The sequence below is a fragment of the Qipengyuania sp. HL-TH1 genome (assembly GCF_036365825.1).
In the GTDB taxonomy this organism is placed as follows: Bacteria; Pseudomonadota; Alphaproteobacteria; order Sphingomonadales; family Sphingomonadaceae; genus Qipengyuania; species Qipengyuania profunda.
On sequence record NZ_CP142675.1, the window covers coordinates 18,427 to 44,104 of the forward strand.

General features: G+C 65.4%; 19 protein-coding genes. 5 read left to right on the forward strand and 14 right to left on the reverse strand.

Features of this window, described 5'->3' with window-relative positions:
* Positions 1 to 27 precede the first annotated feature (27 nt).
* Complete coding sequence (locus VWN43_RS00770) at positions 28 to 573, reverse strand: RNA polymerase sigma factor (protein WP_330767894.1); 546 nt, start codon at positions 571 to 573, stop codon at positions 28 to 30.
* Between the two features lie 259 nt (positions 574 to 832).
* Here VWN43_RS00770 and VWN43_RS00775 point away from each other — a divergent pair, with 259 nt between their 5' ends.
* Positions 833 to 1,525: an outer membrane protein gene (locus VWN43_RS00775; protein WP_320181063.1), complete on the forward strand. Its 693-nt coding sequence runs from the start codon at positions 833 to 835 to the stop codon at positions 1,523 to 1,525.
* Positions 1,526 to 1,716: 191 nt separating this feature from the next.
* A complete protein-coding gene (locus VWN43_RS00780) occupies positions 1,717 to 3,927 on the forward strand; it encodes a TonB-dependent receptor (RefSeq protein ID WP_320181062.1) in 2,211 nt (736 codons plus the stop codon).
* A 6-nt stretch (positions 3,928 to 3,933) separates the two neighbouring features.
* On the opposite strand, the gene VWN43_RS00785 is transcribed toward VWN43_RS00780, so the two are convergent.
* From VWN43_RS00785 to mtnP, 7 genes are all read right to left on the reverse strand, one after another.
* On the reverse strand, positions 3,934 to 4,416 hold the full coding sequence (locus tag VWN43_RS00785) for a DoxX family protein (protein WP_253520268.1): 483 nt from the start codon (positions 4,414 to 4,416) through the stop codon (positions 3,934 to 3,936).
* Between the two features lie 51 nt (positions 4,417 to 4,467).
* Positions 4,468 to 5,643: a saccharopine dehydrogenase family protein gene (locus VWN43_RS00790; protein WP_253520267.1), complete on the reverse strand. Its 1,176-nt coding sequence runs from the start codon at positions 5,641 to 5,643 to the stop codon at positions 4,468 to 4,470.
* Between the two features lie 53 nt (positions 5,644 to 5,696).
* The gene (locus VWN43_RS00795; RefSeq protein ID WP_320181061.1) at positions 5,697 to 6,479 is read right to left on the reverse strand and encodes an acyl-CoA thioesterase domain-containing protein; all 783 of its coding nucleotides are present in this window, start codon (positions 6,477 to 6,479) and stop codon (positions 5,697 to 5,699) included.
* A gap of 10 nt (positions 6,480 to 6,489) precedes the next feature.
* Entirely contained in the window at positions 6,490 to 7,044 is a 555-nt protein-coding gene (gene dcd / locus VWN43_RS00800; protein ID WP_160766087.1) for a dCTP deaminase, read from the reverse strand.
* A gap of 140 nt (positions 7,045 to 7,184) precedes the next feature.
* Positions 7,185 to 10,322, reverse strand: coding sequence for a bifunctional proline dehydrogenase/L-glutamate gamma-semialdehyde dehydrogenase PutA (putA, locus tag VWN43_RS00805; protein WP_320181060.1), 3,138 nt, complete (start codon positions 10,320 to 10,322; stop codon positions 7,185 to 7,187).
* A 94-nt stretch (positions 10,323 to 10,416) separates the two neighbouring features.
* Positions 10,417 to 11,904, reverse strand: a complete 1,488-nt coding sequence (gene glpD / locus VWN43_RS00810) for a glycerol-3-phosphate dehydrogenase (RefSeq protein WP_330767901.1) — start codon at positions 11,902 to 11,904, stop codon at positions 10,417 to 10,419.
* Complete coding sequence (gene mtnP, locus VWN43_RS00815) at positions 11,901 to 12,773, reverse strand: S-methyl-5'-thioadenosine phosphorylase (RefSeq protein ID WP_320181059.1); 873 nt, start codon at positions 12,771 to 12,773, stop codon at positions 11,901 to 11,903. The genes glpD and mtnP overlap by 4 nt, the downstream gene beginning before the upstream one ends.
* A 251-nt stretch (positions 12,774 to 13,024) precedes the next feature.
* Here mtnP and VWN43_RS00820 point away from each other — a divergent pair, with 251 nt between their 5' ends.
* Both VWN43_RS00820 and VWN43_RS00825 read left to right on the forward strand, forming a co-directional pair.
* Complete coding sequence (locus VWN43_RS00820; protein ID WP_420493521.1) at positions 13,025 to 15,811, forward strand: phosphoenolpyruvate carboxylase; 2,787 nt, start codon at positions 13,025 to 13,027, stop codon at positions 15,809 to 15,811.
* Between the two features lie 58 nt (positions 15,812 to 15,869).
* Entirely contained in the window at positions 15,870 to 17,210 is a 1,341-nt protein-coding gene (locus VWN43_RS00825) for a patatin-like phospholipase family protein (RefSeq protein ID WP_320181058.1), read from the forward strand.
* A gap of 32 nt (positions 17,211 to 17,242) precedes the next feature.
* Here the strand turns inward: VWN43_RS00825 and VWN43_RS00830 are convergent, their stop codons facing one another.
* The 3 genes from VWN43_RS00830 to VWN43_RS00840 all read right to left on the reverse strand — a co-directional run bounded on the left by VWN43_RS00830 (position 17,243) and on the right by VWN43_RS00840 (position 19,417).
* Positions 17,243 to 17,557 carry a 2Fe-2S iron-sulfur cluster-binding protein gene (locus VWN43_RS00830; RefSeq protein ID WP_320181057.1) on the reverse strand — a complete coding sequence of 105 codons (315 nt, stop codon included), beginning with the start codon at positions 17,555 to 17,557 and terminating at the stop codon, positions 17,243 to 17,245.
* Positions 17,558 to 17,646: 89 nt separating this feature from the next.
* Positions 17,647 to 18,309 (reverse strand): hypothetical protein, encoded by a 663-nt coding sequence (locus VWN43_RS00835; RefSeq protein WP_320181056.1) that lies wholly within the window; start codon positions 18,307 to 18,309, stop codon positions 17,647 to 17,649.
* Between the two features lie 118 nt (positions 18,310 to 18,427).
* Positions 18,428 to 19,417, reverse strand: coding sequence for a sterol desaturase family protein (locus VWN43_RS00840; RefSeq protein ID WP_320181055.1), 990 nt, complete (start codon positions 19,415 to 19,417; stop codon positions 18,428 to 18,430).
* Positions 19,418 to 19,545: 128 nt separating this feature from the next.
* Between VWN43_RS00840 and VWN43_RS00845 the strand changes: the two genes are divergently transcribed.
* Positions 19,546 to 19,674: a hypothetical protein gene (locus VWN43_RS00845; RefSeq protein WP_330767906.1), complete on the forward strand. Its 129-nt coding sequence runs from the start codon at positions 19,546 to 19,548 to the stop codon at positions 19,672 to 19,674.
* Positions 19,675 to 19,677: 3 nt separating this feature from the next.
* On the opposite strand, the gene atzF is transcribed toward VWN43_RS00845, so the two are convergent.
* The 3 genes from atzF to VWN43_RS00860 are packed head-to-tail and all read right to left on the reverse strand — an operon-like array spanning position 19,678 to position 25,678.
* On the reverse strand, positions 19,678 to 21,441 hold the full coding sequence (gene atzF / locus VWN43_RS00850) for an allophanate hydrolase (RefSeq protein ID WP_320181054.1): 1,764 nt from the start codon (positions 21,439 to 21,441) through the stop codon (positions 19,678 to 19,680).
* Positions 21,441 to 25,046, reverse strand: coding sequence for an urea carboxylase (gene uca, locus VWN43_RS00855; RefSeq protein WP_320181053.1), 3,606 nt, complete (start codon positions 25,044 to 25,046; stop codon positions 21,441 to 21,443). The genes atzF and uca overlap by 1 nt, the downstream gene beginning before the upstream one ends.
* On the reverse strand, positions 25,043 to 25,678 hold the full coding sequence (locus tag VWN43_RS00860; protein ID WP_320181052.1) for an urea amidolyase associated protein UAAP2: 636 nt from the start codon (positions 25,676 to 25,678) through the stop codon (positions 25,043 to 25,045). Before VWN43_RS00860 ends, uca begins: the two co-directional genes overlap by 4 nt.

Consider the following 25,678-nt stretch of genomic DNA (forward strand, 5'->3'; position numbering starts at 1 on the left):
CCTGCCCTATAGACGGAGTCCCTGCGTTCATTCCTCATCGAACCGCTCCCTGAGTGCAGCGAGAACCCGGTAAATGGCGCGCAAATCACCTTCGACGGTACTGATGCTGACGCCGAATTCCTCGGCAATGGCGCGCTGGGCGATACCGTCGATGCGGCGGCGCCTAAAGATTTTCACCGCCCGGTCGGGAAATTCCGCCAGCGCCTCTTCCACCTTGCGGGCGAATTGCCGGCCGGCGATCACGCGCTCGACCGAAGGGCTGTCGGATATGCCAGGCACCGGTCCGGAACTGGCTTCGGTCCATTCCTTCTCCCGCACGGCGGATTGCCTTGCGGAACGATACCGATCGATCATCGCCATATTGGCCGCGCGGTAGAGATAGGCCATCGGCGCACCGACGGGACCGGCCGGGCGGCGGGCAATCTTCAGCCAGACCTCCTGCAATATGTCCTCGGCATCGTCACCGGCACCGCGCGCCACGAGGAAACGCAGAAGCGGTTGCCGGTTCGCAAGGAAGACGGCCTGTAGTCCATCGTCCGGATCCTCGGTCACGGCAAGCTTCACCCTTCCCACTTCTCGATTCGCGCACAGCCGCTCGCGTGCAGGTGAACCGCAATCGCTGAACCGGAGACAACGAGCCGCCCCGCGCGGCGCTGCCGACAGGTACGAACGGTTCCATCGCCCCGCAAGCGGCTGCGATCAAGGCAATTGAACGACGACTCCGTCTCTTGGGCGAGGCGGCAGTCGAAGGCTGTCTCGCAAGTGATCCCGGCAAGCCGGGCAACTCGCGAGCGCATTCCCTCGCACCTCCGAGTTTATGAAAGGAAAGACTATGAAAGCTATTTTCTTGATCGGCGCTGCGGCCATGGCTCTGGCGGGCACCTCCGCACAGGCGCAGGACGTTTCCGGCTTCCGCATCGAAGGCCGCCTCGGGTGGGAAAAGGCCGGCGCCGAAGCCGTGCTCCCCAACCCGGAAGACGACGAAGACGAAACCGGCGACGAATTCCTCGTCGGCAAGGACAAGGATGACGGCCCTGCCTACGGGGTCGAGATCGGCTACGACTTTCAGATCGGCGACAGCTTCGTCGTTGGCGCCTATGGCGGTGTCGACCTGTCGGACAGCAATATCTGCGTCGAATTGGTCGAAGACGATCTCTCCTGCGCCGAGCTCGGCAGGGCTTTCACGGCGGGTCTGCGCGCAGGCGTGCCGTTCGGCAGGAATTCGCTCATTTATGCAAAGGGCGGCTATTCCAACGGCAAACTGGACCTGAGCTACGATCCCGATGTCACCGACAATGACGACGAGGAACCCGGCGAAATCGCTGCCTTCTCGGAAAAGCGCGACGGCTATCACCTCGGTGCCGGCGCCGAAATCGGGATCACCTCGAGCATCTATGCCAAGCTCGAATATGTCTACACCGACTTCGGCAGCGATTCCTATCTCCTCGACGAGGACGAAGAGACGTCGATCGATGTCCAGAGCGATCGCCACCAGGTCCTCATCGGCCTGGGCCTGCGGTTCTGACCGGTGCGGCGGGGAGGGGGAATCCTCCTCCCCGCCCAATGCCCGTCGGTTGGATAGCCCTTCAGATACGCGCCCAATGACCGGTCGCTTCCCGGCGCAATTCATCGCCTTTGCGAATGCATTCGTCGATTAGGCCGCAAGGCGCAGAGAAAATCCTTGCGCGCCCGGCCAACGCCGCTAACACGCAGGAGATGTTGTATCGTTCAAAGCACTCGCTTCGCCTTGTCGTCTCTACCCTCTCGCTCGCGGCCATGCTGGTCGCGGGTCCGGCGCTGGCCCAACAGGTCGATGCCGAACCGGAGGCGGAGCCGGACGCGCCGCCAGCCGAAGACCTGCACGACCGCCGGATCAACTATCAGGGCCAGATCATCGTTAGCGCGCAGGGCCTGCGCGAATTCGACCTCCTGGCAGGTACCAGCGTCGTCGAGGCAGACGAATTGCAGCGCAATATGGATGGCCAGCTCGGCGAAGTGCTCGCCAGCCTGCCCGGCGTTTCGGCATCGGGCTTCGCGCCGGGCGCCTCGCGCCCGATCCTGCGCGGATTCTCGGGCGAACGCGTCAAGGTGCTGGTCGATGGCATCGGCGCAATCGACGCCTCCAACACATCCGACGATCACGCCGTCTCGATCGACCCGCTGACCGCCGAGAGCATCGAGGTATTGCGCGGACCTGCCGTGCTGCTGTTCGGCAGCCAGGCGATCGGCGGCGCGGTGAACGTGATCGACAAGCGGATCCCGCGCCGGGTTCCGGACGAGCCGGTGCATGTCGATTTTGTCGCCCGCACCGACACCGCCAGCGATCTGCGCGAATTCGGCGGCTCGGTCGATGTGCCCTTCGGCACCAGCGGCTTCGTGGCGCATGTCGACGGGTCATGGCGCGATAGCGACGATCTCGAGATTGCCGGGTTCTCGGTGGCGCCTGCGCTGCGTGCCGAAATCCTTGCAGACGCTGCCGAGGAAGAGGACGAGGGCGAGTTCGAAGAGGCCGAGGAACTGCGCGAGGCCGCCGACCAGCGCGGCGTGCTGCCCAATAGCGCGACCGAAACCTGGACTGCCAATGCGGGCCTCGCCTTCTTCAAGGGCGATAGCAATCTGGGTGTCTCCTTCGGCGTCTACGACACCGCCTATGGCGTTCCCGGCCGGCCGGGTGCGGGGCATCATCATGGCGAGGAAGAAGACCATGAGGACGAGGATCACGACGAAGACGAGCAGGGCGAGGAAGAGCATGGCGAAGAGCAGGTCAGCATCGGCCTGCGCCAGTACCGCGCCGATCTGCGCGGCGATATCTTCCTCGGCGAAGGCTTCTTCGAGCGGCTGAAAATCCGCGCGGGTTATTCGGACTATACCCATACCGAATTCGAAGGCGACGAGATTGGCACGGTGTTCGAGGTCGAAGGTCTCGAAGCGCGGGCAGAGCTGGTCCAGAACACCTCGGGCGCATGGCGCGGTTCGCTGGGCACGCAATATTACTTCCGCGACTTCGAAGCGGTCGGCGCGGAAGCCTTCGTGGCGCCCAACCGCACCGAACAGATCGCCTTTTTCGCGCTGCAGGAATATGGCGACGGCCCGTTCGAAGTCGAAGGCTCGCTACGCTACGAAAACACCAGGGTCGATGCGACCACGCTGGGTATCGAACGCAGTTTCGACACCTTCTCGGGCGCGGTCGGTCTTGCCTACGAGGTTTCGCCGACCGTCCGGACGGGGATCAACCTGTCCCGCGTGGCGCGTGCGCCTGCGGGCGAGGAACTGTTCTCCAACGGCCCGCATATTGCCACCCAGGCGTTCGAGATCGGCAATCCCGATCTCGATATCGAACGCGCCTGGGGTGCGGAAATCTTCGCCCGCGGCAGCGTGGGCGGGGCGCGCTTCAGCATCGCCGCCTATCGCAGCTGGTTCGACGATTTCATCTACCTCGCGCAGAATGGCGAGGAAGAAGACGATCTACCGGTGTTTCTCTTCCTCCAGCAGGATGCGACCTACACCGGGATCGAGGGCGAAGTGGCTTTCGACCTGGTCGATACCGGCGATTTCACGATCGGGACCGAGCTGCAGGGCGACTATGTCCATGCCAGGCTCGCCGACGACAGCTTCGTGCCGCGGATTCCGCCGCTTCACCTCGCTGCCGCGTTGACCGCTTCGACCGATGCCTTCGACCTGCGCGGCGAAGTGGAATGGTATGACGACCAGAACGACATCGCGGCGTACGAGACGGCGACCGAGGGCTACACCTTCGTCAATGCCGCGCTCGCCTGGCGCCCGCTGCACGGGAACGAGTCGATCACGCTGATGCTCAAGGCCGACAACATCTTCGATGTGACCGCGCGCCGCCACACCAGCGTCACCAAGGATTTCGTGCCGCTGGCGGGGCGCAATTTCAGCGCGAGCATCCGCGCCAGCTTCTAGGCCGGGTCAGACACTGTCGGCGGGGCGATCGCTGCGGACAGCCGCGGCGGTCGCCCCTTCGGCTTTCCCTTCGGCATGCGCGGCCTTGACCTCGGCGTCATGCGCGCGGTCACGTTCGCGCCACAGGCCGACCTGGCCGCGGACCTGGCCATAGGCGAACACCATCAGCAGACCGCCGATGATGGCGACGTTCTTGAGCGCCATCGCCGCCTGCGTCTGGTCGGTCACCTGTTCGTGGAAGAACAGCGTCGCCAGCGCGGTGAAGACGAGCAGTGCGAGGCTGGCCAGCCGTGTCATGAAGCCGCTTGCCAGGATCAGTCCCGCCACGACCTCGAACACGCCCACGGCAAGCGCAAGGCTACCGGGAAAGGGCGATTCGGCTTCCATGTAGGCAGCGGTCGCCGCCGGATCCATGACCTTGCCGAGCCCGGCCATGACGAACAATGCGCCGAGTAGGATACGCCCAATCAGTGCTGCGATGGTAGCCATTGTCTCTCTCCCCTGTGGTGTTGTTCGGCGCCGCCGGTGCGACCCCGCCTCCTACTCCTCGACGGCGAACCGCAATTCGGCGTGGTCGCGCAGACGTTCGACCAGCGCTTCGCCGAGGAACGAACCGGGCGTGCCGACGCCGCCTTCGGCATCGCTGTCGAGCAGGGCCATGCCGGTTTCGGCCAGCATCCGGCTGGTCGAGCCATAGCCGGGATCATACTTGCCCTTGACCCCGTAGTGGAGCCGTTTGCCATCGGGCCATTCGCCCACGAACAGCACGTCGTAATACCCGTTCTCGCGCTCGTCCTTGCTCGGCCCTTCGCCGGGCTTGGGCGGCTTGGCGCCAAACGGGTTCTTGAGCATGTCGACCACCGCATTGGCCGCCGCCTTGCCCGCTTCGCCGGGGCTGGTGAGCATCATCTCGTCATAGCGGAAGTCCTCGCCATAAGGATGCCCGCGCAGGAAATTGGTGCGGTGGACGTTCTTGGTGTTGATCGTCGCCATGATGAACGGCGCGGCCCATTTGCCCAGCTCGTCCTCATAATGCGGGATCATGCCCGAAGGCTGGTCGGGGCCGTCGAAACCGGGGGCGAGGCCGAAGGGATCGTTGAGCACCTTGATGATCCCGGGGTTCTTCGCCGCCGCCTTCATCGTCGCGGTCAGGCTGGCCGCGGTGCCGCCCGAGAAGGTGCCTTGCATCGCGCGAACGCGGCCCTTGACCCGCGGCGCGGGCGAACCGTGGCGGGCGACCGCTTCGTGCTGGAGCATCAGCACGCCGAGATCGAAGGGGATCGAATCGAACCCGCTCGAAAAGGTGATCCGCGCGCCGCTGGCCTTGGCGGCTTCGTGGTGGAGGTCGATCTGCTCGCGCATCCATGCCGGTTCGCCGCACAGATCGGCATAGTCGGTGCCCGTTTTGACGCAGGCGGCAACCAGCTTGTCGCCGTAGAGCTGGTAGGGGCCGACGGTGCTGAGGACGACCTTGGTCCGGCGGCACATCGCTTCGAGGCTGGCGGGATCGTCGGCATCGGCGACCACCAGCGGGGTCGTGGCCGGTGCGCCGATTTCGTCACGGACCGCTTCGAGCTTGTCCATGCTCCGCCCGGCCATGGCCCATTTCGGCCTATCCGCCGCTGCGCCATATTCACGCACGAAATGCTCCGCGACGAGGCGCCCGGTATATCCGGTGGCGCCATAGACGATGATGTCGAATTCGGTGTCGGCCATGTGTCTCTCCTTTGCCGCCTGAATGCGCGTGGCGGGCGGGAGAGTCAAAGACGTTACGGCGTGCGCGCAATGCGCGGGAGGACCCCCGACTGGCTCGAAATTGCCAGCAAGCGTCCGTCTTCGGCGAAGTGCCGGGCGCTGCCGTGGACCACGCCGCGATCAAAGGCGGCAAGCTCGGTCACCGAAAGTACCCAGCCATCCTCCGCCGACTGGATATGGCGATAGGTATCGTCGAGGCTCGACCCGCCGCGCGAAGCGGGATGCGCGCCGAGGAAGAAGTCCGAGACGATTGCCAGCCAACCCGAATCCGCTTGAAAACCCGCCTGCGAACGCGACCATAGCGCCTGGATGCCGCGCGCGTCGTCCTGCAGCGCCACGCGGATCTCGAGCTGGTCGCCCAGCGTACCGGGCACGCCCCAGCCGCGATCGCCCGGTTCGCATTCGGCTGCGGGCGGGACATCAGGCATTGCGGCGAAGATGCGCTGCTCGCTCGGCTCGCGCGCACCCAGCGCCGCGCTGGCGCGGTGGGTCAGCCGGCCGTTGCTGCGAATTTCCGCCTGCCATTGGCCCACCGACTGGCCGCCCCCGCACTGTTCGCAGGAAACGACCAGTTCCTCCGCATGTGTGGTGGGGGCGAGGAACTGGATGTTCGACCACAGCAGCGTCTGCCCGCTCGCGAGTTCGAGCGCGTCGACCGCTGCCGCCAGTGCGACCCCGCCCATCACATGCGGTGCGCCTTCGGGCCCCACCGTGGCAGGCGGCATGACCGGCAGGACGTATTCGCCCTCGCGCTGACCCGGCGCGACGCGCCAGAAGGGAAAGCGTGAAACGTTCATCCGATCGCGGTCACAGCCGCGGCAGGGTCACGCCGCGCTGACCCATATATTTGCCCGCGCGGTCCCGGTAGGTGGTCTCGCAGCGCTCGTTGCCCTGCAGGAACAGGAACTGGCACGCGCCTTCATTGGCGTAGATTTTCGCGGGCAGCGGGGTGGTGTTGGAAAACTCCAGCGTCACATGGCCTTCCCAGCCGGGTTCGAGCGGGGTGACGTTCACGATGATCCCGCAGCGCGCATAAGTGCTCTTGCCGAGACAGATCACCAGCACGTCTTCGGGCACACGGAAATATTCGACCGTACGCGCCAGCGCGAAGCTGTTGGGCGGGATGACGCAGATGTCGGTTTCGCGGTCGACCAGGCTGTCACCGTCGAAATTCTTCGGATCGACCACCGCGCTGTTCACATTGGTGAAGATCTTGAACTCGGGTGCCACGCGCGCGTCGTAGCCATAGCTCGACAGCCCGTAGCTGATCACCCCCTCGCGTCGCTGCGCCTCGACGAAGGGCTCGATCATGCCCTCGTTTTGCGCCTTGTCGCGGATCCACTTGTCGGAAAGAATCGCCATGGGAGAGGAATTCCCGAAGTGAGGGGCGGGGGCAAGCGGGAGGCGGGATTTATCCCGTATCGCGGCGATTGCTGGGTCTCCAACCCATCCGCACCGCACCCGCTCGGCCTGAGCGGAGGTGGGTGGCCCTAGTGCCTCATCTAGCTCGCCAGTAGCGTTGCGTTCCCTCCGGCCGCGGTCGTGTCGATGCACACCACGCGTTCGGTGGCGAAGCGCGCGACATAGTGCGGGCCGCCCGCCTTGGGGCCGGTTCCCGACAGGCCCTCGCCACCGAAGGGCTGGCTTTCGACCACGGCGCCGATCTGGTTGCGGTTGACGTAGAAATTGCCGACCTTGGCGCGCGCTTCCACGAAGGCGCGCGTGTCGTCATTGCGGCTGTGGAGCCCCAGCGTCAGGCCGAAACCGGTGGCGTTGATATCCTCTACCACGCGCTCGAGGTCGGACGCCTTCCAGCGGACCACATGCAGGATCGGGCCGAAGTTCTCGCGCTTCAGGTCGAGGATCGAATCCATTTCGATGATCGTCGGTGCGACGTAGCAACCGGCATTCGCCCCGCGGTGCAGGCGGCGGCGCCAGACCGGTCGCCCGCCCTTCTTGCGGCGCGCGACATGGCGTTCGAGCGAGGATTTGGCATCCATGTCGATTACCGGGCCGACATCGGTTGCAAGGTGTTCGGGATTGCCGATCGTCAGCGCTTCGAACCCGCCGCGGATCATCTTCAGCATGTCGTCATAGACATCGTCCTGGATGTAGAGGACGCGCAAGGCGGAGCAGCGTTGGCCGGCGCTCTGGAACGCGCTGGCGACGACATCGCGTGTGACCTGTTCGGGCAGCGCGGTGGAATCGACGATCATCGCGTTCTGGCCGCCGGTCTCGGCGATCAGCGTGGCGATGGGGCCTTCGCGCGCTGCCAGTCCGCGATTGATCGCCTGCGCGGTCTGGCTCGAGCCGGTAAACGCCACGCCTGCAATGCGCGGATCCGACGTGATCATCTCGCCCACATCGCCCGCGCCGGGCAGGAGCTGGAACGCCGCTTCGGGAATGCCCGCTTCATGGCACAGGCGCACTGCGAGCGCGGCGATCAGCGGGGTCTGCTCGGCAGGCTTGGCGATGACGGTGTTGCCCGCGGCCAGCGCGGCGGCGGGGGTGCCGATGAAGATCGCCAGCGGGAAGTTCCACGGGCTGATGCAGGCAAACACGCCGCGGCCGTGCAGGCTCAGGCGGTTTTCTTCGCCGGTCGGGCCTGGCAGCGGGATGGGGCCAGTGAACTGGCGCCGCGCCTCATTGGCGTAGAAGCGCAGGAAATCGACTGCTTCGCGCAGTTCGAGCACTGCATCCATCAGCGTCTTGCCGGCTTCGCGCTGGCACAGGCTGAGGAATTCGTCAGTATGGTCCTCGAACAGATCGGCGGCGGCATCGAGCAGCAGCGCGCGCTTCTCGCCGCCCAGCCGGTCCCAGCCGGGCTGGATCGCTTCGGCGCGCGTGATCGCTTCCTCGACTTCGAAATCGAGCGCGTCGCGCCGCGTGCCGACTTCGGCGGACAGATCGTGCGGCTTGTTGATCGGCGCCACTTCGCCCTCGGCCCCCGATACGAAGGTCGGCTCGGCTACCCAATGGCGGCTTTCGAGCGCGGCGAGGCGATCCTGCAGCGGTTCGAGCACCAGCGGGTCGGACAGGTCGATCCCCGCCGAATTGGGGCGGCCGGGGAAGATGTCGGTCGGCAGCGGAATGGTCGGGTTGCGATAGGGCGCGAGCGCTGCGAGGTCGGCCACCGGGTCGGTCGCCAGTTCGGCGGCCGGCACTTCGGCATCGGCCATGCGATTGACGAACGAGCTGTTGGCGCCGTTTTCGAGGAGGCGCCGTACCAGATAGGCGAGCAGGTCCTTATGCGTGCCGGTGGGGGCGTAGATGCGCACATTGGTGCGATCACTGCCTTCCATCTGCGCGAGCGCGCCGTAGATGTCCTCGCCCATGCCGTGCAGCCGCTGGAATTCGAGCGGCTTGTTCCCCGCCAGCGCCTTGATCGCGCCGATGGTGTAGGCGTTATGCGTGGCGAATGCCGGATAGATCGCATCGTCTGAGGCGAGCATCTTTTCCGCGCAGGCAAGGTAGCTCACATCGGTCGCCAGTTTGCGCGTGAAAACGGGGAAATCCTTGAAGCCGCCGACCTGGCTGAGCTTGATTTCGGTATCCCAATAGGCACCCTTGACCAGCCGGACGAAGAACTTGCGGTCGTATTTGCGCGCCAGCCGGGCGGTCCAGTCGACCATCGGCGCGCCGCGCTTCTGATAGGCCTGGATGGCCAGGCCGAACCCTTCCCAGCGGCTCCCGTCGGGACGCGTGAACAGGCTGTCGTCGCGCGCCAGCGCCTCGATCAAATCCATCGACAGCTCGAGCCGGTCGGCTTCCTCGGCATCGATGGTGAAGTGGATATTGGCATCGCGCGCCGCAGTGGCGAGATCGCGCACGATCGGCAGCAGGTCGGCCACCGCAAGGTCGGCGTGAAGGAAGGTATATTTCGGATGCAGCGCCGACAGCTTGACCGAAATGCCCGGCGCGGTGCGGACATCGCCGGTGGCCTCCTTGACCAGCCGGTCGATCGCCTTGTGATAATTCACCCGGTAGCGCTCGGCATCGTCATAGGTCATCGCGGCTTCACCCAGCATGTCGAAGCTGTGCGTCAGTCCGCGCGCGCGTTCGGGCGCGGCGCGCTTGAGCGATTCCTGGATCGTGCGGCCATAGACGAACTGGCCGCCGAGGATGCGCATGGCCTGCAGCGTCGCGGTGCGGATCACGGGTTCGCCAAGGCGGTTGACCGCGCGCTTCAGCGTCTTGCCCATCCCCTTCTGTGCATCCTCGGGGCGGTCGAGCACCTCGCCGGTCAGCATCAGCGAGAAGGTCGCGGCATTGACGAAGGTCGACGAGCTTTCGCCCATGTGTTCGGCCCAGTCGATATCGCCGATCTTGTCGCGGATCAGCGCATCGGCGGTGGCGGCATCGGGCACGCGCAGCAATGCTTCGGCAAGGCACATCAGCGCCACGCCTTCCTCGGTCGCAAGGCCGTATTGATGCAGGAAGGCGTCGATCCCGCTCGCCTTGCGCTGACGCGCGTCCTCGATCAGGCGGATCGCGATCCGCGCTGCTTCCTCGTGTTTCGCGCTGGCGGCGCCGGCCTGTGCCATGCGTTCGGCGACGCAGGCATTTTCTTCCGCGCGATAGGCTTCGCGGAGAGCTTGGCGGGAAATGGGGGACAGGCGGGCAGGATCGTGCAGGGCCATACGACTCCGGGAGAACGAGGGATCAAGCAGGCCCCTTGGACCTGCGGTGGTTCCCTTTCAAGCATTGTGGAACGCGGTGGTTCCGTAGCGTCGTTCAGTCGCGCGCGGCGAACCAGTCGGTCACGGCCTGCTGTGCATCCTCGGCCAGGTGTAGGCCCAGCTTGCTACGCCGCCACAACACATCTTCGGCGGTGCGGGCGTATTCATGCGCGACGAGGTAGCGCAGTTCGGCCACATAAAGCGTGCCGCCGAAGTGCCGCCCGAGATCGGCGAGCGAGGTCGCCTCGCCCAGCACGAGGTCGAGCCGGGTGCCATAGGCGCGCGCGAGCCGCTGGAGCATTTCGGGCGGCACCCAGCCATAGCGTTCGTTCGCGCGCCACAGGAAAGCGGCAAAATCGCCATCGGGCATGTCGCCCCCGGGTAGCGGCGCCTGCGCGGTCCACGCCGCGCCGGGCAGATCGAGCACTTGGCCAAGCTTTTCCAGAGCGTGTTCGGCAAGCTTGCGATAGGTGGTGATCTTGCCGCCATAGACCGACAGGATCGGCGCGCCGCCCTCGGCTTCCAGCTCGAACACATAGTCGCGCGTGACGGTCGAATTGCTCGCCGCATTGTCTTCGTACAGCGGGCGCACCCCGGCATAGGTGGAGACGATCTCCTCCTCGCTCACCGCGCTGGTGAAATAGCGCGAGGCGGCTTCGCACAGATACGTGACTTCCTCGGGCGCGATGCGCACGTCGTCGAGATCCCCCCTGTACAGCTGGTCGGTGGTGCCGATCAGCGTGAAATCGCGCTCGTAGGGAATGGCGAAGACGATCCGCCCGTCGGGCTGCTGGAAGATATAGGCATGCTCGCCCGGGAAGCGGCGCGAGACGATGATGTGGCTGCCCTTGACCAGTCGCAGATGCGCCGGCGTGCTACGGCCGAGCGCGGTTTTCGCCACGCGATCGACAAACGGGCCGGCGGCGTTGATCACCGCGCGCGCGGTCACCTCGCTCTCGCCAGAACCATCGCGGAGTGTTGCCCGCCACCCGTCGGCGGCGCGCGCCAGCGCCGTGCATTCGGTCCCGACCCGCACCACGGCGCCGCGTTCCTCGGCATCCTTGACCGTCAGCACCACCAGCCGTGCATCCTCGACCCAGCAGTCGGAATATTCGAACCCGGTCCTCAGCCGCTCCTGCAGCACTCCGCGATGCGGGGCGACGCGCAGGTCGACACGCTTGCTGCGCGGCAGGCTCATCTTCCCGCCGATGCGATCGTATAGCAACAGGCCGAGGCGCAGCATCCATTTGGGCCGCATGCTCGGTTCATGCGGCATCACGAAACGCAGCGGCCAGATGATATGCGGTGCATTGCGCAGCAGCACTTCGCGTTCGCGCAGGCTCTCCGAGACGAGCCGGAACTCGTAATGCTCGAGATAGCGCAGCCCGCCATGGACCAGCTTGGTGCTGGCCGATGAGGTATGCGAGGCAAGGTCGTCTTTCTCGACCAGCAGCACGCGCAGCCCGCGCCCGGCGGCATCGCGCGCTATCCCGGCACCATTGATTCCGCCACCGATGACTAGGAGGTCGTAAGCCTGGCTCATCCCTGCTGGAGCAACCGCCCGGCAATGGCGTCGAGCTTGGCCAGCGTGGCACGATCATGCTGTTCGGTGGCGGTGATCACCGCGTCGTCCAGCGCGTGGTCGATCGGCGAAGGGCTACGCTTGCGCGGCAGGCCCTTGCAGAACGCCTCGACCGCCTTGCGCGCCAGTTTGGAGTTCTGCTCCATCTGCTCGACGACCTGCGCCAGATCGACTGCCTCGCCCTCTTCGCGCCAGCAATCGTAATCGGTGACCATGGCCAGCAGCGCGTAGGGCAGTTCGGCCTCGCGCGCGAGCCGGGCTTCTGGCATGCCGGTCATCCCGATCACTTCGGCGCCCCAATGGCGGTAAAGCCGGCTTTCCGCCCTGGTTGAAAACTGCGGACCTTCCATCGCCAGATAGGTCGCCCCCTCGGTGCATTCGCCGCCCGCGCCGGTGACTGCCTTGGCCGCGTGTTTGGCGAGCCGGGGGCAGACCGGGTCGGCCATGCTGACATGCGTGACGAAGCCGTCGCCGAAGAAGGTCGACGGGCGGCCCTTGGTGTTGTCGATGAACTGGTCGACCGTGACGAAGCGGCCCGGCGCCAGCTCCTCCGACAACGAGCCGACCGCGCTGATCGCGAGGATGTCGGTACAGCCCGCGCGTTTGAGCGCATCGATATTGGCGCGCGCATTGATCGTCGAAGGGGCGATGCGGTGTCCCCGCCCATGACGCGGCAGGAAGCGCACGCGGACATGGCCGATGGTTCCGCACAGGACTTCGTCCGACGGCTGGCCCCAGGGCGACTGGATCGGGATCCATTGCGCATCCTCGAGCGCATCGATGGCATAAAGCCCCGATCCTCCGATGATGCCGATGGTCCAGTCGCTCATATATTCCCTTTCGCGTCGCAAGCCGATCCGTGTCCGGCAGCGCGGGTCAAGATCGCGTTAACATGACGGCGAGGCGTGGCGGGTGGCAGCGGCTAAGTCCACCCCTCAAATCGGCCAATGGTTCGCATGCGGGGTCGCGTGCAAGGCCCGCCCAGGCCATACGCATTGGTATTCACGCGCTACCGATGGGCGCCCCGCTTGACACTGCGCCCGGTTTCGCGCGGAACCCTCCGCAATGCGGGACATAGGGAATGATGATGGCCGAAACGAAGATCGAACCGACCCTGGCAAGCCTGAGCGACAGGCTGCGCGTGCTCCACAGCCAGACGCGCGAGACGCCGCTGTTCAACCCCGTGTTCCAGCTCTCGCTCGACATTTCGCGCAAGCTCGAAAGCGGCGAGCTGGGGATCGACGCGCTGGCCGGGCTGGTCGACGAACTCGAAGCGCAATCGCTCGATGCGCGGGCTGTGCGGCTCGGCAATCTGCTCGAACCGCAGGAGGCCGACCACCGGCTCGCCACGCTGGCGGCGGCAGGCGATAATTTCGAGCGCTTCCGCGCCTCGTGGGAACGCCCGCACATGCATGCGGTGTTTACCGCCCACCCCACCTTCCTGCTGACCCCGCGGCAGAGCGAGGCGGTGGCCACCGCGGTCGCCTCGGGACGCGAAGCCGATCCGCAGGGCCCTTCCGAGACGCCCGAAATCACGCTGCGCTACGAGCATGAATGCGCCATGGCCGCGCTGGCCAATGCGCAGGATGCGCGCGACCGCATCGTAGCCGCGGTGCTGCGCGAAGCGCGCGGGGCCTATCCCGACCGCTGGACCGAATTGCAGCCCATGCCGTTCCGCTTCGCCAGCTGGGTCGGTTACGACATGGACGGGCGCACCGATATCACCTGGTACAATTCGATCGCCTTCCGCCTGTCCGAAAAGGCGCAGCGGCTGGGGCGCTATGCGGATACGCTCGAGGCGATCGACGTGGCGCACGGGGCCATCGCCGCGCTGCGCGCCGCCCGCGATCATGCGGCCGCGAGCGCGGCGGACTTCGCCGGGGACCTGTCCGACCCGGCGGCAATGTCGGCCGCCGCCAATCGCCTGACGGCGGACCATCCGGCCAAGCTGCTCACGCTTGCCCCGCTGATTGACCAGCTCGAGAGCGAGGCGGGCGACAGCAATGCGGAGGATGCAATCGGCCGGCGCACGCTGGCGGCCGCCATGCGCGCCGACGGGCTCGGCATGAGCTGGATCCATTTTCGCGTGAATGCCAAACAGCTCCACAATGCGATCCGCACGCGGCTGGGTGATGCAGCGGATATCGACTTGTCCAGCCGCGGCGCAATTGCGGCATTGCGCGAACTGCTCGCCAGCGTTGAACCGCAAAGCGCCAATTTCGCCAGCCTCGCGGTCGAAAGCTCGACCGCGGTGCGGCAGTTCCTCGCGATGGCGCAGATCCTCAAGCATGTGGATGCCGATGCACCGATCCGCATGCTGGTGGCCGAATGCGAGCAGCCCTCCACCGTGCTCGCCGCGCTCTATTTCGCCAAGCTGTTCGGAATTGCCGACAAGGTCGATGTCTCGCCGCTGTTCGAGACCGAGACCGCGCTCGAACATGGCGGACGGTTTCTGGACCTGCTGCTCGCCGAGCCCGACTACAAGGCCTATGCCAAGGTGCGCGGGCGCGTGGCGATCCAGACGGGTTTTTCCGATGCGGGGCGCTTCGTCGGCCAGATTCCCGCCAGCCTCGCGATCGAGCGGCTGCAGGGGCGGCTGGCCGAGGCGATGGCCGCCAACGGGCTGACCGATGTCGCCGCGCTGATCTTCAATACGCATGGCGAAGGCATGGGCCGCGGCGCGCATCCTTCCAGTTTCGAAGACCGCATCGAATGGGCGCTCAGTGCCTGGGCGCAGCGGCGCTTCGCCCGTGCGGGGGTCGCGCTCGAGCCAGAAGCAAGCTTCCAGGGCGGTGATGGGTATCTGCCCTTCGCCACGCCCGATCTCGCACTCGCCACGCTGACCCAGGTCATCGCGCACAGCCCCGCGCATACCGATGCCGACGTTCCCACCGATCCCTTCTACCGGCGGACCGATCTCAGCCTCGATTTCTACCGCGCGATCAAGGAGCACCAGCGCGACCATCTCGAAAGTCGGACCTACAGCCGTGCGATCACCGCTTTCGGCCTCGGGCTGCTCAACGAAACCGGTAGCCGCAAGTCGCGCCGGCAGAGCGACCTGTCCGCCGATCGCGAGATGAGCCTGCGCCAGATCCGCGCGATCCCGCACAACGCCATCCTGCAGCAACTGGGCTATCCGGTGAACATCATTGCCGGGGTCGGCAGCGCGGCCGAAGGCAATATCGAGGAGCTTGGCGCGCTGCTCACCGAGAGCGCGCGCGGCCGCCAGATCATGCGGCTGGTCCGCGCCTCGAATGCGCTCGCCAGCATCAAGACCGTCGCCGCCTTCGGCGAATTGTTCAATTCGGCCTATTGGGCGAGCCGCCCCTATCGCGGCACCGAACAGCATCTTGCGCAGGCCTGTGAAGCGCTCGCCGAATATCTGATCAAGGACGATCGCAACGGCGTGTTCCGGCGGCTGGCCTCTAGGCTGCGCGTCGATGCGCTCAAGCTCCACCGCCTGTTCGACCTCGTGCCCGATGACGATCCGCATCCCGAACGCGAAAGCGTGCGCCGCGCGATCGGCGTGCTGCAGGCGGTGCGCCTCGCGCTGCTCCAGCACATGTTCCTCAAGGTGGTTTCGGTGCCAGCCTTCAGCCGCGCCAACGACATCAGCCGCACCGATGTGCTCGAAATGGTCTTCACCCTGCGAATCGACGAAGCGCTGGCGCAATTGCGCCGCGCTTTCCCCATCAGCTTCCCGCGCAAGGGCGATTTCGCGCTCGACGAAGCGGGCGAGTATCCGCTGGGCGAGGGCGAAGGCTATGCCGCGATCCGCGCCAATTCGATCGAGCCGATCGAGCAGGCCTATGCGCTGTGCCTGCGGATCTCGACCGCCATCGCCAACGAGTTCGGCGCACACGGCTGATTGAAATCGCCGCGATACGGGCGCATTGTCCCTCCCGATCAACTTGGGGGATGCGGTCATGGGGAATTTCCTGCTCGGAGTCGGCGCGACGATCGTGGCGCTTGGCGTGCTCGGCTATCTCGGCTTCCGGCTGTTTCGCCGCGGGCCGCTGACGTTCGAGATCGACGGCTTCTACAGCCATGTGGTCGATGGCGATGTCGGCCCCTTCATCCGCGATGTGCAGGCGGATGTCCCCGATGCGAAGATCTGCACGCTGGACGATCGCATGTCCTGTTCGATCCGCGATGCGGTGCAATGCCACAACCAGGCCGAACGGCCCGATTGCAACGTGCTGCTGCTGTCGGGGGGCGGCCAATGGGGGGCCTATGGGGCGGGCCTGTTCGACACGCTGAGCAGACATAGCCCCGACGAGCTCGCTCTGCCGGGAATCGGCGTGATCACCGGCATCTCAACCGGTTCGCTGCAGGCGCTGATGCTGATGGTCGGGCTCGACCCCGCGCAGACCCCGGACATGCGGCGTTTCGCGCTCGACCGGCTGGTGTGGGGTTATTCGCCCGAACGCGAAAGCGATGTGGTGAACAATACCAAGCTGATTTCCGTGCCGCTCTACGGCTCGGCCGCGGGGACTGCGCCGCTGCGCAAGCGGATCATCGAAGCGCTGATGCCCGGCGGCGATCCGCGGTTGGTCGAGGCGATCGGCAATTCGAGCATCGAAGGGTTCGTCGGCTTCGTCGAGGCCGAACGCGGCGTGTTCCGCTATGCCGAGGTCAAGCAGCTGGTGAACGCTGCGCCCGATGCGGCGGCAGCGGCCCAGGCGCTGGCGGCGGCGTCGATGGCGTCTTCCGCCATGCCGGTGTTCCACCAGCAATTGCGGGTCGCGGGCAGCGATGGGAAGCCGATGACGCAATATGACGGCGGGGTGCGCCGCTCGGTGTTCTTCGACCGGGCGATGGCCGCGGTCGACCAGGAAGTGCGCAAGCAGATGGCCGCGCAAACCGGCCCGGAGGCGCTGGCGACCATGAAGCAGGCGAGCTTCGGCGACGATTACGAACGCAAGGCGCCGACCGTCTATGTCGTGCGTAACGGCCCCACCGCGCGCAAGCCCGACGCAGCGCTCAACACCACTTCGGGTCCGCTCAAGAACGGCCAGCGCGGCTACGACTTGCTGGTCAATGAAAGCGAGATCGGCGCGATTGCGGGGCTGCGGCTCAACAATCCCTATGGCAAGATCATGCTGACCAGCGCCGACCGCTACGATACATTCCCGAGCGATGTGGGCGAGAACTTCAAGGATGACGAGATGTTCAAGCCCGCGTTCATGGCGCGGCTGCGCGACCTGGGTCGGCACAAGGCCGAACGCCCCACTGGGCCGTGGTGGCCGCTGAGCAAGATCGCCTAGCCTTTACGCTCCGGTCGCCCGGCGGAGGGGCGTCAATCCGCGGGGACGATCCGCAAACGCAAGCCGTCACATGCGTCGGTGAGCGGAATCTGGCAGGACAATCGCGACCCCGCCTGGCGGTGGTCGGACCCGTCAAGCAAATCGTCCTCCTCGCTCGACATCGGTTCCGGCGCGACGAAGTCGGACTCCACGACAATGTGGCAGGTCGCGCACGAACAGCATCCGCCGCACAGAGCCAGCAAGTCCTGGAAACCACTGTCGCGGATTGCTTCCATCAGCGAACCATCCGGTGCGACCTCGACGGTTTGCTCGGTGCCCGAGAGATTCTTGATGTGCAGCTTGATCATGAATGGCGCTCCTTCCGGCGCGATGGCGGCTGGGGGTGTTGCGGGAGTGATTGACGGATGGGTCGCCGCTGGCGAGCTCGTCCGGGCCGTCAGACCTCGGCGGGGCGACCCGGTTCGGGCTCGGATGATTCGGTCTGGGTGTTCAGCACTTGGCGAAAGGTCCGCCTGACCAGCCAGGGCTCGAGCACGCGGCCCACGAGAAACAGCGCGAAGAACAGCCCGGCAAAGACGAAAGCAGGCGTTGGCGAGTGTGTGCCCTCCTGCTCCTCTTCCTCCTCTTCCATCCGCTGCTTCTTTTGCTCGAGCGATTCAGGCGGCGGGGCACCGAGCATCTGGTCGACGATATTGTGCGGCCTGGGCTCTTCCTCGTCTTCCTCATCCTCCGCGTCGCTCGCCTCGGTTTCCGCGGCGCTTTCGAGCTCGGAGATGACGATGGTGGCCTGTGCAATCGCGAGGAACAGCAGCGGGGCCAGCGCGCACAGCAGCAGTGCGGGGCTGAACAGGTCGTAGCGCAGCTTGGCGGTCCCGCCTTCCTCCACGACTTGGAGCGTGCCGCGGCTGAAGGTGGCCAGCTTGTCCTGCGCGGCGGGGTTGTCCTTCACATAGGTCAGCGTGTCGCCGTCGATCTCTTGGCTGGCGGCGTCCAGCAATGGATCGAGCCGGGCGAACGCGCTTTGCGGCGTGCGCGGCGGGTCCAGCTCCACGACACCGCGCGCGCGCCATATCCAGTCGATGAAAGACAGTTTGGGCATGGCGCTGGTCTCCGGCAATCTCGGGCGGGCACAAGCCTTCCACGTCCTGAAGCGGATCGCAGGCAGGCACGTCGGAAGGATGGGTCGGGTTGCGACCGGATGAGGCCGCAATGTGGGGCTATTCCGCTGGCACGCTTGAGCGGCGGAAGCGTGCGGGGATCCGCTCCTTCACCGCCCTGACCCCTTCGGTGAAGGGAAAGACCATCGTCTCGTTGATCTGCATCCTGCGGCCGCCCTCCATCCCGAGCTTTTCGGCTTCGCCATCGACGCAGGTTCCGAATATCCGGTCGAAGATGATCCAGGTGGCGCCGTAATTGCTACGGCTGCCTTGGAAATCCTGCGAATGATGGACGCTGTGATGCTCGGTCGTGTTGAACAGGAAGCGCCACCAACGAGGCGTGTTGAAGCGCACGTTGATGTGCTGATAGGTGCCGATGGCGAGGCCGAAGGTCGCGGCAAGCAGCGCGGCCCGCGGCAGGAAATCGAAGAACCCGCCGATCCCGAGGCCAATCAGGAACAATTCGATCGGGTTGCCAACCGCGCCTTTGTTGATGTTCAGCTGCGTGATGTAGTGATGCGGTGCATGCGTCAGCCACAGCGGATACCAATTGTGCATTCCGCGATGCATCCAGTACTGGCCGAAATCGAAGATCAGCGAGATCAGGAGCGCCTGCACCAGCAAGGGCATGCCGGTAAACCAATCAAGCTTGCCCCAGTCATAGGCGCCCTGGATGGCTTCGATGACCACGCCGGCGCCGATATAGACATCGACCATCCGCAGCAGCGTGTATCCCAGGCCGACATAGAACAGGTCGGTGCACAATTCCTTCCACGTGAGCTGCCAGCTCTTGTGACGCGGGTTCACCAGCTCGATCCCGATCAGCAGGACCTTGAAAGATATGGCAATGGTGATCGCCGTCGTTGCCGTGGCCAGCGAATTGGGCGCGTAATACCAGAAGGCGATCAGCGAAAAGAGGAAGAAGGGCTGGAAATAGGTGAAGATGAACCGCTTCAGCGGGCCGCCTTCCACCTTGGGAATGTTGTCCCATCCGACCGTAACCGGCGAGTCCGCCCCGATGATCCTGTTTCCTACGCGTACACCGGCCATATCCGCTACCTCCCGTGCGAGACTGTGGGGATACGCCGGACAATGCGCAGGACTCTGGGCAGACTGCTGTCCGGCCTCCTGAGGTTCTGTGGGATGCGCACCGACGGACTCCCCCTTGCTCGGATCGTATGACCGATCCGGCTGGTTTCTGTGTCTCTCCCGGCGAACGTTTTTTTGGCTATTGCGGCGAGGCTATCGATATTATGAAAACCGTCAAGGGTAATAACGGTCCTTTTTTGACATTTATGCGAAGCTGAAGGTCAGGTGCGAGCAATATAGGCGCGCCATCCGCCCAGCTCGGTGATATCTTCGGCTCCGCTGGTTGCACGGGGTTCGGCTACGAAGCCTTTGACATTGCTGCCATCTTCCAGCGTCACCGTGCCGATGGCGAGCGGAGCGGGCACTTCGGCGACGAAGCTGCCGAAGGCGGCCACGTCGAGTTCGTAGACCTCGACCGCGATCGCCGCACCATCCTCGCTATGGACCAGCGCGGGCTTTGGCGGTGTGCTGTCGGCCATCGCATAGAGCCGGTAGGCGGGGGCGGTGTCGAACGCACCGACGAATCGCGCATCGCGCGACGTCAGTTGCCAATGCAGCGGCATGTCCTTCAGATGTGCGCCGACGACGGCAAGCTTAACGGTTTCCATTCTTCCCTCCAGATCGAGCGCGGGTCTCGCGGGCAAGTCCGCCTTGGCGAGATAGCTTTCGGCAGCGTCCATAAGGCCGCTGTCGCTGCCTGCCGGACCTATCAGTGTGATCCCGAAGCCGGTGCCATTGGCGCGCGCACCGGCCGGCACGGCGATCGCGGCCATGTCGAGCAGGTTCACGAAATTGGTATAAAGGCCCAGATTGCTGTTCAGCGCGACCGGCGCGGCTTCCAGTTCGGCCACGCGGTAGGTCGTGCCGGTGGTCGGGAAGGCGAGCATGTCGACGCTGGCCCACATCTCCTCGGCACCCCGTTGCAATTCCGCGAGGCGATAGATCCCGTTGAACAGTTCGACCGCCGAAATGTCGAGGCCCGGCGCCACCACTGCGCGGACGGTGGCGTCGATCGCCTCGGGGTTGGCGGCCAGCACCGGGGCCAGCGCCGCCGCGCGCTCGGCTACCCATGGGCCGCTGTAGAGCAGGCTCGCGGCTTCGTTGAGGAAGGCGATATCGAGCTCGCAGATCTCGGCATCGCGCCCCAGAGTTTGGAGCGCGCGGGAATAGAGCGCTTCCGACTGGCTGTCGCCGAACCAGCCTCGCTGGTCGGGACGGGGGACGCCGATGCGTTTGGGGGTCAATTCCCGAGTGGGCAAGGCGCGAGAATAGGCATCCTGCGGATCGAATCCCGCCATGATCTGGTCGACCAGCCGCGCTTCGGAGATGTCGTCGGTGAAGACGCTGATGCAGTCGAGCGTACGGCACGCAGGTACCAGCCCCGTGGTGCTCCAGCGTCCCTTGCTCGGCTTGTATCCCACCAAATGGTTGAAGGCTGCGGGCACCCGCCCCGATCCGGCAGTATCGGTACCCAGCGCAAAGGCCACGAGACCGGCCGCCACCGCGACTGCCGAACCCGAACTCGATCCCCCGCTCACATAGGCGAGATTGTAGGCGTTGCGCAGAATGCCATAGGGACTGCGTGTGCCAACCAGCCCGGTCGCGAACTGGTCGAGATTGGTCTTGCCGACGCAGATCGCGCCAGCGTCGAGCAACCGCGCGACCGCCGGTGCGGTGGTGTCGGGGGTGTAGGAGAACGCCGGGCATCCCGCGGTTGTGTCGAAACCGGCGACATCGATATTGTCTTTCACGGCAAAGGGGACGCCCGCAAGCGGGAGCGTTTCTCCCTCGGCGATCCGCGCATCCACTGCGCGCGCGGCCTCTGCCACCCGTTCGGGCGAAGCGTGGCTGATCCAGACCTGCGGCTGGATTTCGTCATAGGCGTCGATCCGCGCCAGGGTCGCTTCGGCAATGTCGAGCGCGCTTGCCGTGCCGGTGTTGACCGCCGCGGCGATCGTTTGGACGCTCTGGCGTGCAAGGTCCATCAACACCGCCTCGTCAGCGCCATGAGCGGCGCGCCCGGTTCGATCGGCTGGCGTTCCTCGATATACAGCGAGGAAATCGTCCCGGCCGCCGGGCTTTCCAGCGGACACTCCATCTTCATTGCTTCGATGACGGCCACGGTGTCCCCCTTTTCGACCTCGTCGCCCTCGGCGACGAGCAATTTCCAGATGTATCCGCCAAAGGGAGATTCGACGACTTCGGCGCCCTCCGGCACGTCGACTGCCGGCGCATCCAGCGCGGCGCCGCCGATGTCGTCGGCCAGTTCGGAAAGGCGGTCGAATTCGCCGTTACGCTCCCATTCGCCCCGTTCGGCATCGAATGCCGCCTGCCGGGTCTCCTCGAACGCGGCGATCGATTGCGCGTTTTCGTTCAGGAAAGCGCGGTAATCGGCCAGCCGGAATTCCGAATGCTCGACCTCGATCGACCGCCGCCCGGCAGGGAAGTCCCGCCGCCATTCCTCGAGCTCTTCGGCCGAGACTTCGAAAAAGCGGATCTGGTCGAAGAAGCGCAGCAGCCACGGCTTGCCGTCCTTGAAGACGTCGGTCTGGCGATAGGTGTTCCACACCTGGATGGTGCGCCCGAACAGCTGGTAACCGCCCGGGCCTTCCATCCCGTAGATGCACATATAGGCGCCGCCGATCCCGACGACATTGGGCGGGGTCCAGGTGCGCGCGGGGTTGTATTTGGTCGTGACGAGCCGATGCCGCGGATCGACGGGTGTTGCGACGGGCGCGCCCAGATAGACATCCCCCAGTCCCATCACCAGGTAGCTGGCATCGAACACGATATCCTGCACCGCATCGGCATCGGGTAAGCCGTTGATCCGGCGAATGAATTCGATGTTGTCGGGACACCAGGGCGCATCGTCGCGCACCGCCGCCATATATTTCTCGACGGTCGCAATGGTCGCGGGGTCGCGCCAGCTGAGCGGCAGGTGGACGATCCGCGAGGGAATGGCGAAATCCTCGAGATCGCCGAGTTCGTCCTCGCATTCCATCAGCGCTGCGAGGGCGGAGCGCTGGTCGAGCTGCTTGCCGTCGAAATGGAGCTGGAGCGAGCGGATGCCCGGGGTGATGTCGACCACCCCGCGGAGCCCTTTCGCCTCGAGCACGGTCATCAGCGCATGGACGCGGATACGCAATTCGAGGTCGAGCACGATCGCCCCGTATTCGACCAGGATATTGCGATCGCCCTGCTGCCGGTAGACGGTTCGCGGACGATGCCCCTCGGCGGGGATTTCGGCGAGGATCGGGCTGAGATCGGCCGGGGCGCGCGGCTCGCTGTCAGCCGGCACCCCGGTCGTTGCCCCGGCAAGGGGCGCGGACTGGTCGGCGGCTTGCGCTTCGGCGATATCCACGGGCTGGAAGCGCAGGCGGTTCCCCGGAGCCAGTTGGCCGATCTTCCAGCGATCTGCGGCGATCACCACGAAGGGGCAGACGAAACCGCCCAGCGAGGGGCCATCGGGGCCGAGGATGATCGGCATGTCGCCGGTGAAATCGACCGCACCGATGGCATAGGGATTGTCATGGATGTTGGACGGATGAAGCCCCGCCTCGCCGCCATCCTTGCGGGCCCATTCGGGCTTGGGCCCGACCAGCCGGACGCCGGTGCGATTGCTGTTGTAGTGCACCTGCCATTCGGCAGTGGTGATCGCTTGCACGTCGTCCGGGGTGAAGAAGTCGGGCGCGCCGTGCGGGCCGTATAGGACGCGCAAAGTCCAGCAATTGCCCAGCTCGGGTTCGGGACCCGCGGGCATGTCCGTGGTGGTGGCGTTACCGGCCAGATGCAGCGTGTCGCCAGCGAGCAGCCGCCGCGCCGCATGTCCGCCGAACTGCCCCAGTTCGAAGGTACTACGGCTGTCGAGATAGGGCGGGATATCCAGCCCGCCTGCAAACAGGATATAGCCGCGCATACCCCCGCCCGAAACGCGGCCCAGTGCGAGCGTCTGTCCGGCCACGACATCGAGCGGCGTGTCGCGCGCCACCGGATTGCCATCGAGCCTGGCCCCGAAATCCGCCCCGGCAAGGCACAGGCGCGCGGGCGCATTGAAGCGCAGCGTCGGCCCGGTGAAGGTCACCTCGAGCCCCGCCGTGCCCTCAGGATTGCCCAGCCGCAGATTGCCCAGCCGGAACGAGCGGTCATCCATCGGCCCGGACGGCGGGACCCCGACCGACCATAGTCCTTCGCGCCCCGGCCAGTCCTGTACGGTAGTGGCAGTGCCGCCGGAGACGATCTGGAAGCTGCTGGGCGCATAGGGAATCGTATCGAGCAGGCGGGTCGTGACCGTGCCCGCGATGAAGGATTCGTCCTGCACGACATCGCGCAGCCAGCGCAGGTTCGTCTCGATCCCGTCGATCCGGCTTTCGGCGAGCGCCGCCTGCATCGCGCCAATGGCGCCTTCGCGCGTGTCAGCATGCGTGATCAGCTTGGCGATCATCGGATCGTACCATGCGCTGATCGTGGTGCCGGCTTCGCACCAGGTTTCCGCCCGAATGCTATCGGGGAACGACAGCGCCGACAGCGTGCCGGTGGTCGGGCGATAGTCGAGCGCCGGGTCCTCGGCATACAGTCGCACCTGGACCGCATGCCCACGGGCGGTCGGCGCAGCGCGATCCATGAAGGCGTAATCGCCCATGCCCCCACGCACCATCCATTCGACCAGATCGACGCCCATTACCTCTTCGGTCACCCCGTGTTCGACCTGCAGGCGGGTGTTCATTTCGAGGAAGAAGAACTCCTGCCGTTCGGCGTCGAAGAGGAATTCCACCGTCCCCGCCGAGCGATATTGTGCCGCCTGAGCGAGGTTGACCGCGGCCAGGATGAGGTCGCGGCGCAGCGCATCCGACAGGCAGGGGGCAGGGGCTTCCTCGACGACCTTCTGGTTGCGGCGCTGGAGCGAACAGTCGCGTTCGCCCAGCGGCATGACGTGGCCTGCGCCATCACCGAAAATCTGGACCTCGATATGCCGGGCCCGCGCGATGTAGCGTTCGAGGAACACGCCCGCATCGCCAAAACTGCTCTCGCCCTGGCGTACCACGCCGGCAAAGCCGTCACGCAGTTCGGCCTCATCCGCGCAGATGCGCATCCCGATGCCGCCGCCCCCGGCGGTCGCCTTGAGAATGACCGGATAGCCGATGTCGGCAGCCGCGCGGGCGGCCTCGTCTTCCCCGGTCAGCAGGCCGGTACCGGGCGCCAGCGGCACGCCCTGTTCCTCGGCCAGAGCGCGGGCGCTGTGCTTGAGGCCGAAGGTGCGGATATGCTCGGGTCGCGGGCCGATGAAGACGATCCCCGCAGCCTCGCAGGCTTCGGCAAATTCGGCATTCTCGGCGAGAAACCCGTAACCGGGGTGAATATAGCCTGCGCCCGCCTCCTTCGCCGCGGCGATGATCGCGGCGCTATCGAGGTAGCTTTCGGTTGCGGGGGGCGGCCCGATGCACACCGCACTGTCCGCCAGCGACACATGCAGCGAATCGGCATCGGCGTCGGAATAGACCGCGACCGAACGCAGACCCATGGTCCGCAAGGTCCGGATAATCCTGGTGGCAATCGCTCCGCGGTTGGCGATCAATACCGTCGGCGTGCTCATGCAGCGACGATCATCCGCACGGGGGTCGGGTTGAAGGCATTGCACGGGTTGTTGATCTGCGGGCAGTTCGACACCACCACGACCACATCCATATCCGCGCGCAGGTCGACCGTAAGGCCGGGCGCGGAAATGCCGTCGACAATGCCGAGCGACCCGTCTTCCTCTACGGGCACGTTCATGAAGAAGTTGATGTTGGGCACCATGTCGCGCTTGCCGCGCCCCTCGGACAGATTGGCCTCGAGGAAGTTCTCGACGCAGGCGTGCTGCGCCTTGGTGTGGTGGCCATAACGCAGGGTATTGGATTCGCAGGAACACGCGCCGCCGATCGTGTCATGATAGGCGACCGAAGTGCCGGTGATGGTCATCATCGCGCGGCCTTCGTTCGAACGCAGGACGCTGCCCTGGCGCAGGAACAGGTTCCCCTGCGCGGCCACGGTGTCCTGCGAGCTATACCGTTCGGCATCGTCAGCATCCGCGTAGAGCAGGAAATCGACCGCCTGATTGCCTTCCACATCGATAATGCGGAGCGTCTGCCCTGCCGCGATGTGATGCAGCCACGGCGCCCGGGCAGGCACGATTTCGTCATGGACGACGGCACCGGGCAGGCCCCCTGTTGCGGGATCAGCGGTCAT

Bases quoted from the DNA above. Each gene is read 5' to 3' on its own strand.
- VWN43_RS00775 (WP_320181063.1), top strand. From the start codon at position 833: ATGAAAGCTATTTTCTTGATCGGCGCTGCGGCCATGGCTCTGGCGGGC.
- VWN43_RS00780 (WP_320181062.1), top strand. From the start codon at position 1,717: ATGTTGTATCGTTCAAAGCACTCGCTTCGCCTTGTCGTCTCTACCCTC.
- VWN43_RS00785 (WP_253520268.1), bottom strand. From the start codon at position 4,416: ATGGCTACCATCGCAGCACTGATTGGGCGTATCCTACTCGGCGCATTG.
- VWN43_RS00790 (WP_253520267.1), bottom strand. From the start codon at position 5,643: ATGGCCGACACCGAATTCGACATCATCGTCTATGGCGCCACCGGATAT.
- VWN43_RS00795 (WP_320181061.1), bottom strand. From the start codon at position 6,479: ATGAACGTTTCACGCTTTCCCTTCTGGCGCGTCGCGCCGGGTCAGCGC.
- dcd (WP_160766087.1), bottom strand. From the start codon at position 7,044: ATGGCGATTCTTTCCGACAAGTGGATCCGCGACAAGGCGCAAAACGAG.
- putA (WP_320181060.1), bottom strand. From the start codon at position 10,322: ATGGCCCTGCACGATCCTGCCCGCCTGTCCCCCATTTCCCGCCAAGCT.
- glpD (WP_330767901.1), bottom strand. From the start codon at position 11,904: ATGAGCCAGGCTTACGACCTCCTAGTCATCGGTGGCGGAATCAATGGT.
- mtnP (WP_320181059.1), bottom strand. From the start codon at position 12,773: ATGAGCGACTGGACCATCGGCATCATCGGAGGATCGGGGCTTTATGCC.
- VWN43_RS00820 (WP_420493521.1), top strand. From the start codon at position 13,025: ATGATGATGGCCGAAACGAAGATCGAACCGACCCTGGCAAGCCTGAGC.
- VWN43_RS00825 (WP_320181058.1), top strand. From the start codon at position 15,870: ATGGGGAATTTCCTGCTCGGAGTCGGCGCGACGATCGTGGCGCTTGGC.
- VWN43_RS00830 (WP_320181057.1), bottom strand. From the start codon at position 17,557: ATGATCAAGCTGCACATCAAGAATCTCTCGGGCACCGAGCAAACCGTC.
- VWN43_RS00835 (WP_320181056.1), bottom strand. From the start codon at position 18,309: ATGCCCAAACTGTCTTTCATCGACTGGATATGGCGCGCGCGCGGTGTC.
- VWN43_RS00840 (WP_320181055.1), bottom strand. From the start codon at position 19,417: ATGGCCGGTGTACGCGTAGGAAACAGGATCATCGGGGCGGACTCGCCG.
- VWN43_RS00845 (WP_330767906.1), top strand. From the start codon at position 19,546: ATGACCGATCCGGCTGGTTTCTGTGTCTCTCCCGGCGAACGTTTTTTT.
- atzF (WP_320181054.1), bottom strand. From the start codon at position 21,441: ATGGACCTTGCACGCCAGAGCGTCCAAACGATCGCCGCGGCGGTCAAC.
- uca (WP_320181053.1), bottom strand. From the start codon at position 25,046: ATGAGCACGCCGACGGTATTGATCGCCAACCGCGGAGCGATTGCCACC.
- VWN43_RS00860 (WP_320181052.1), bottom strand. From the start codon at position 25,678: ATGACCGCTGATCCCGCAACAGGGGGCCTGCCCGGTGCCGTCGTCCAT.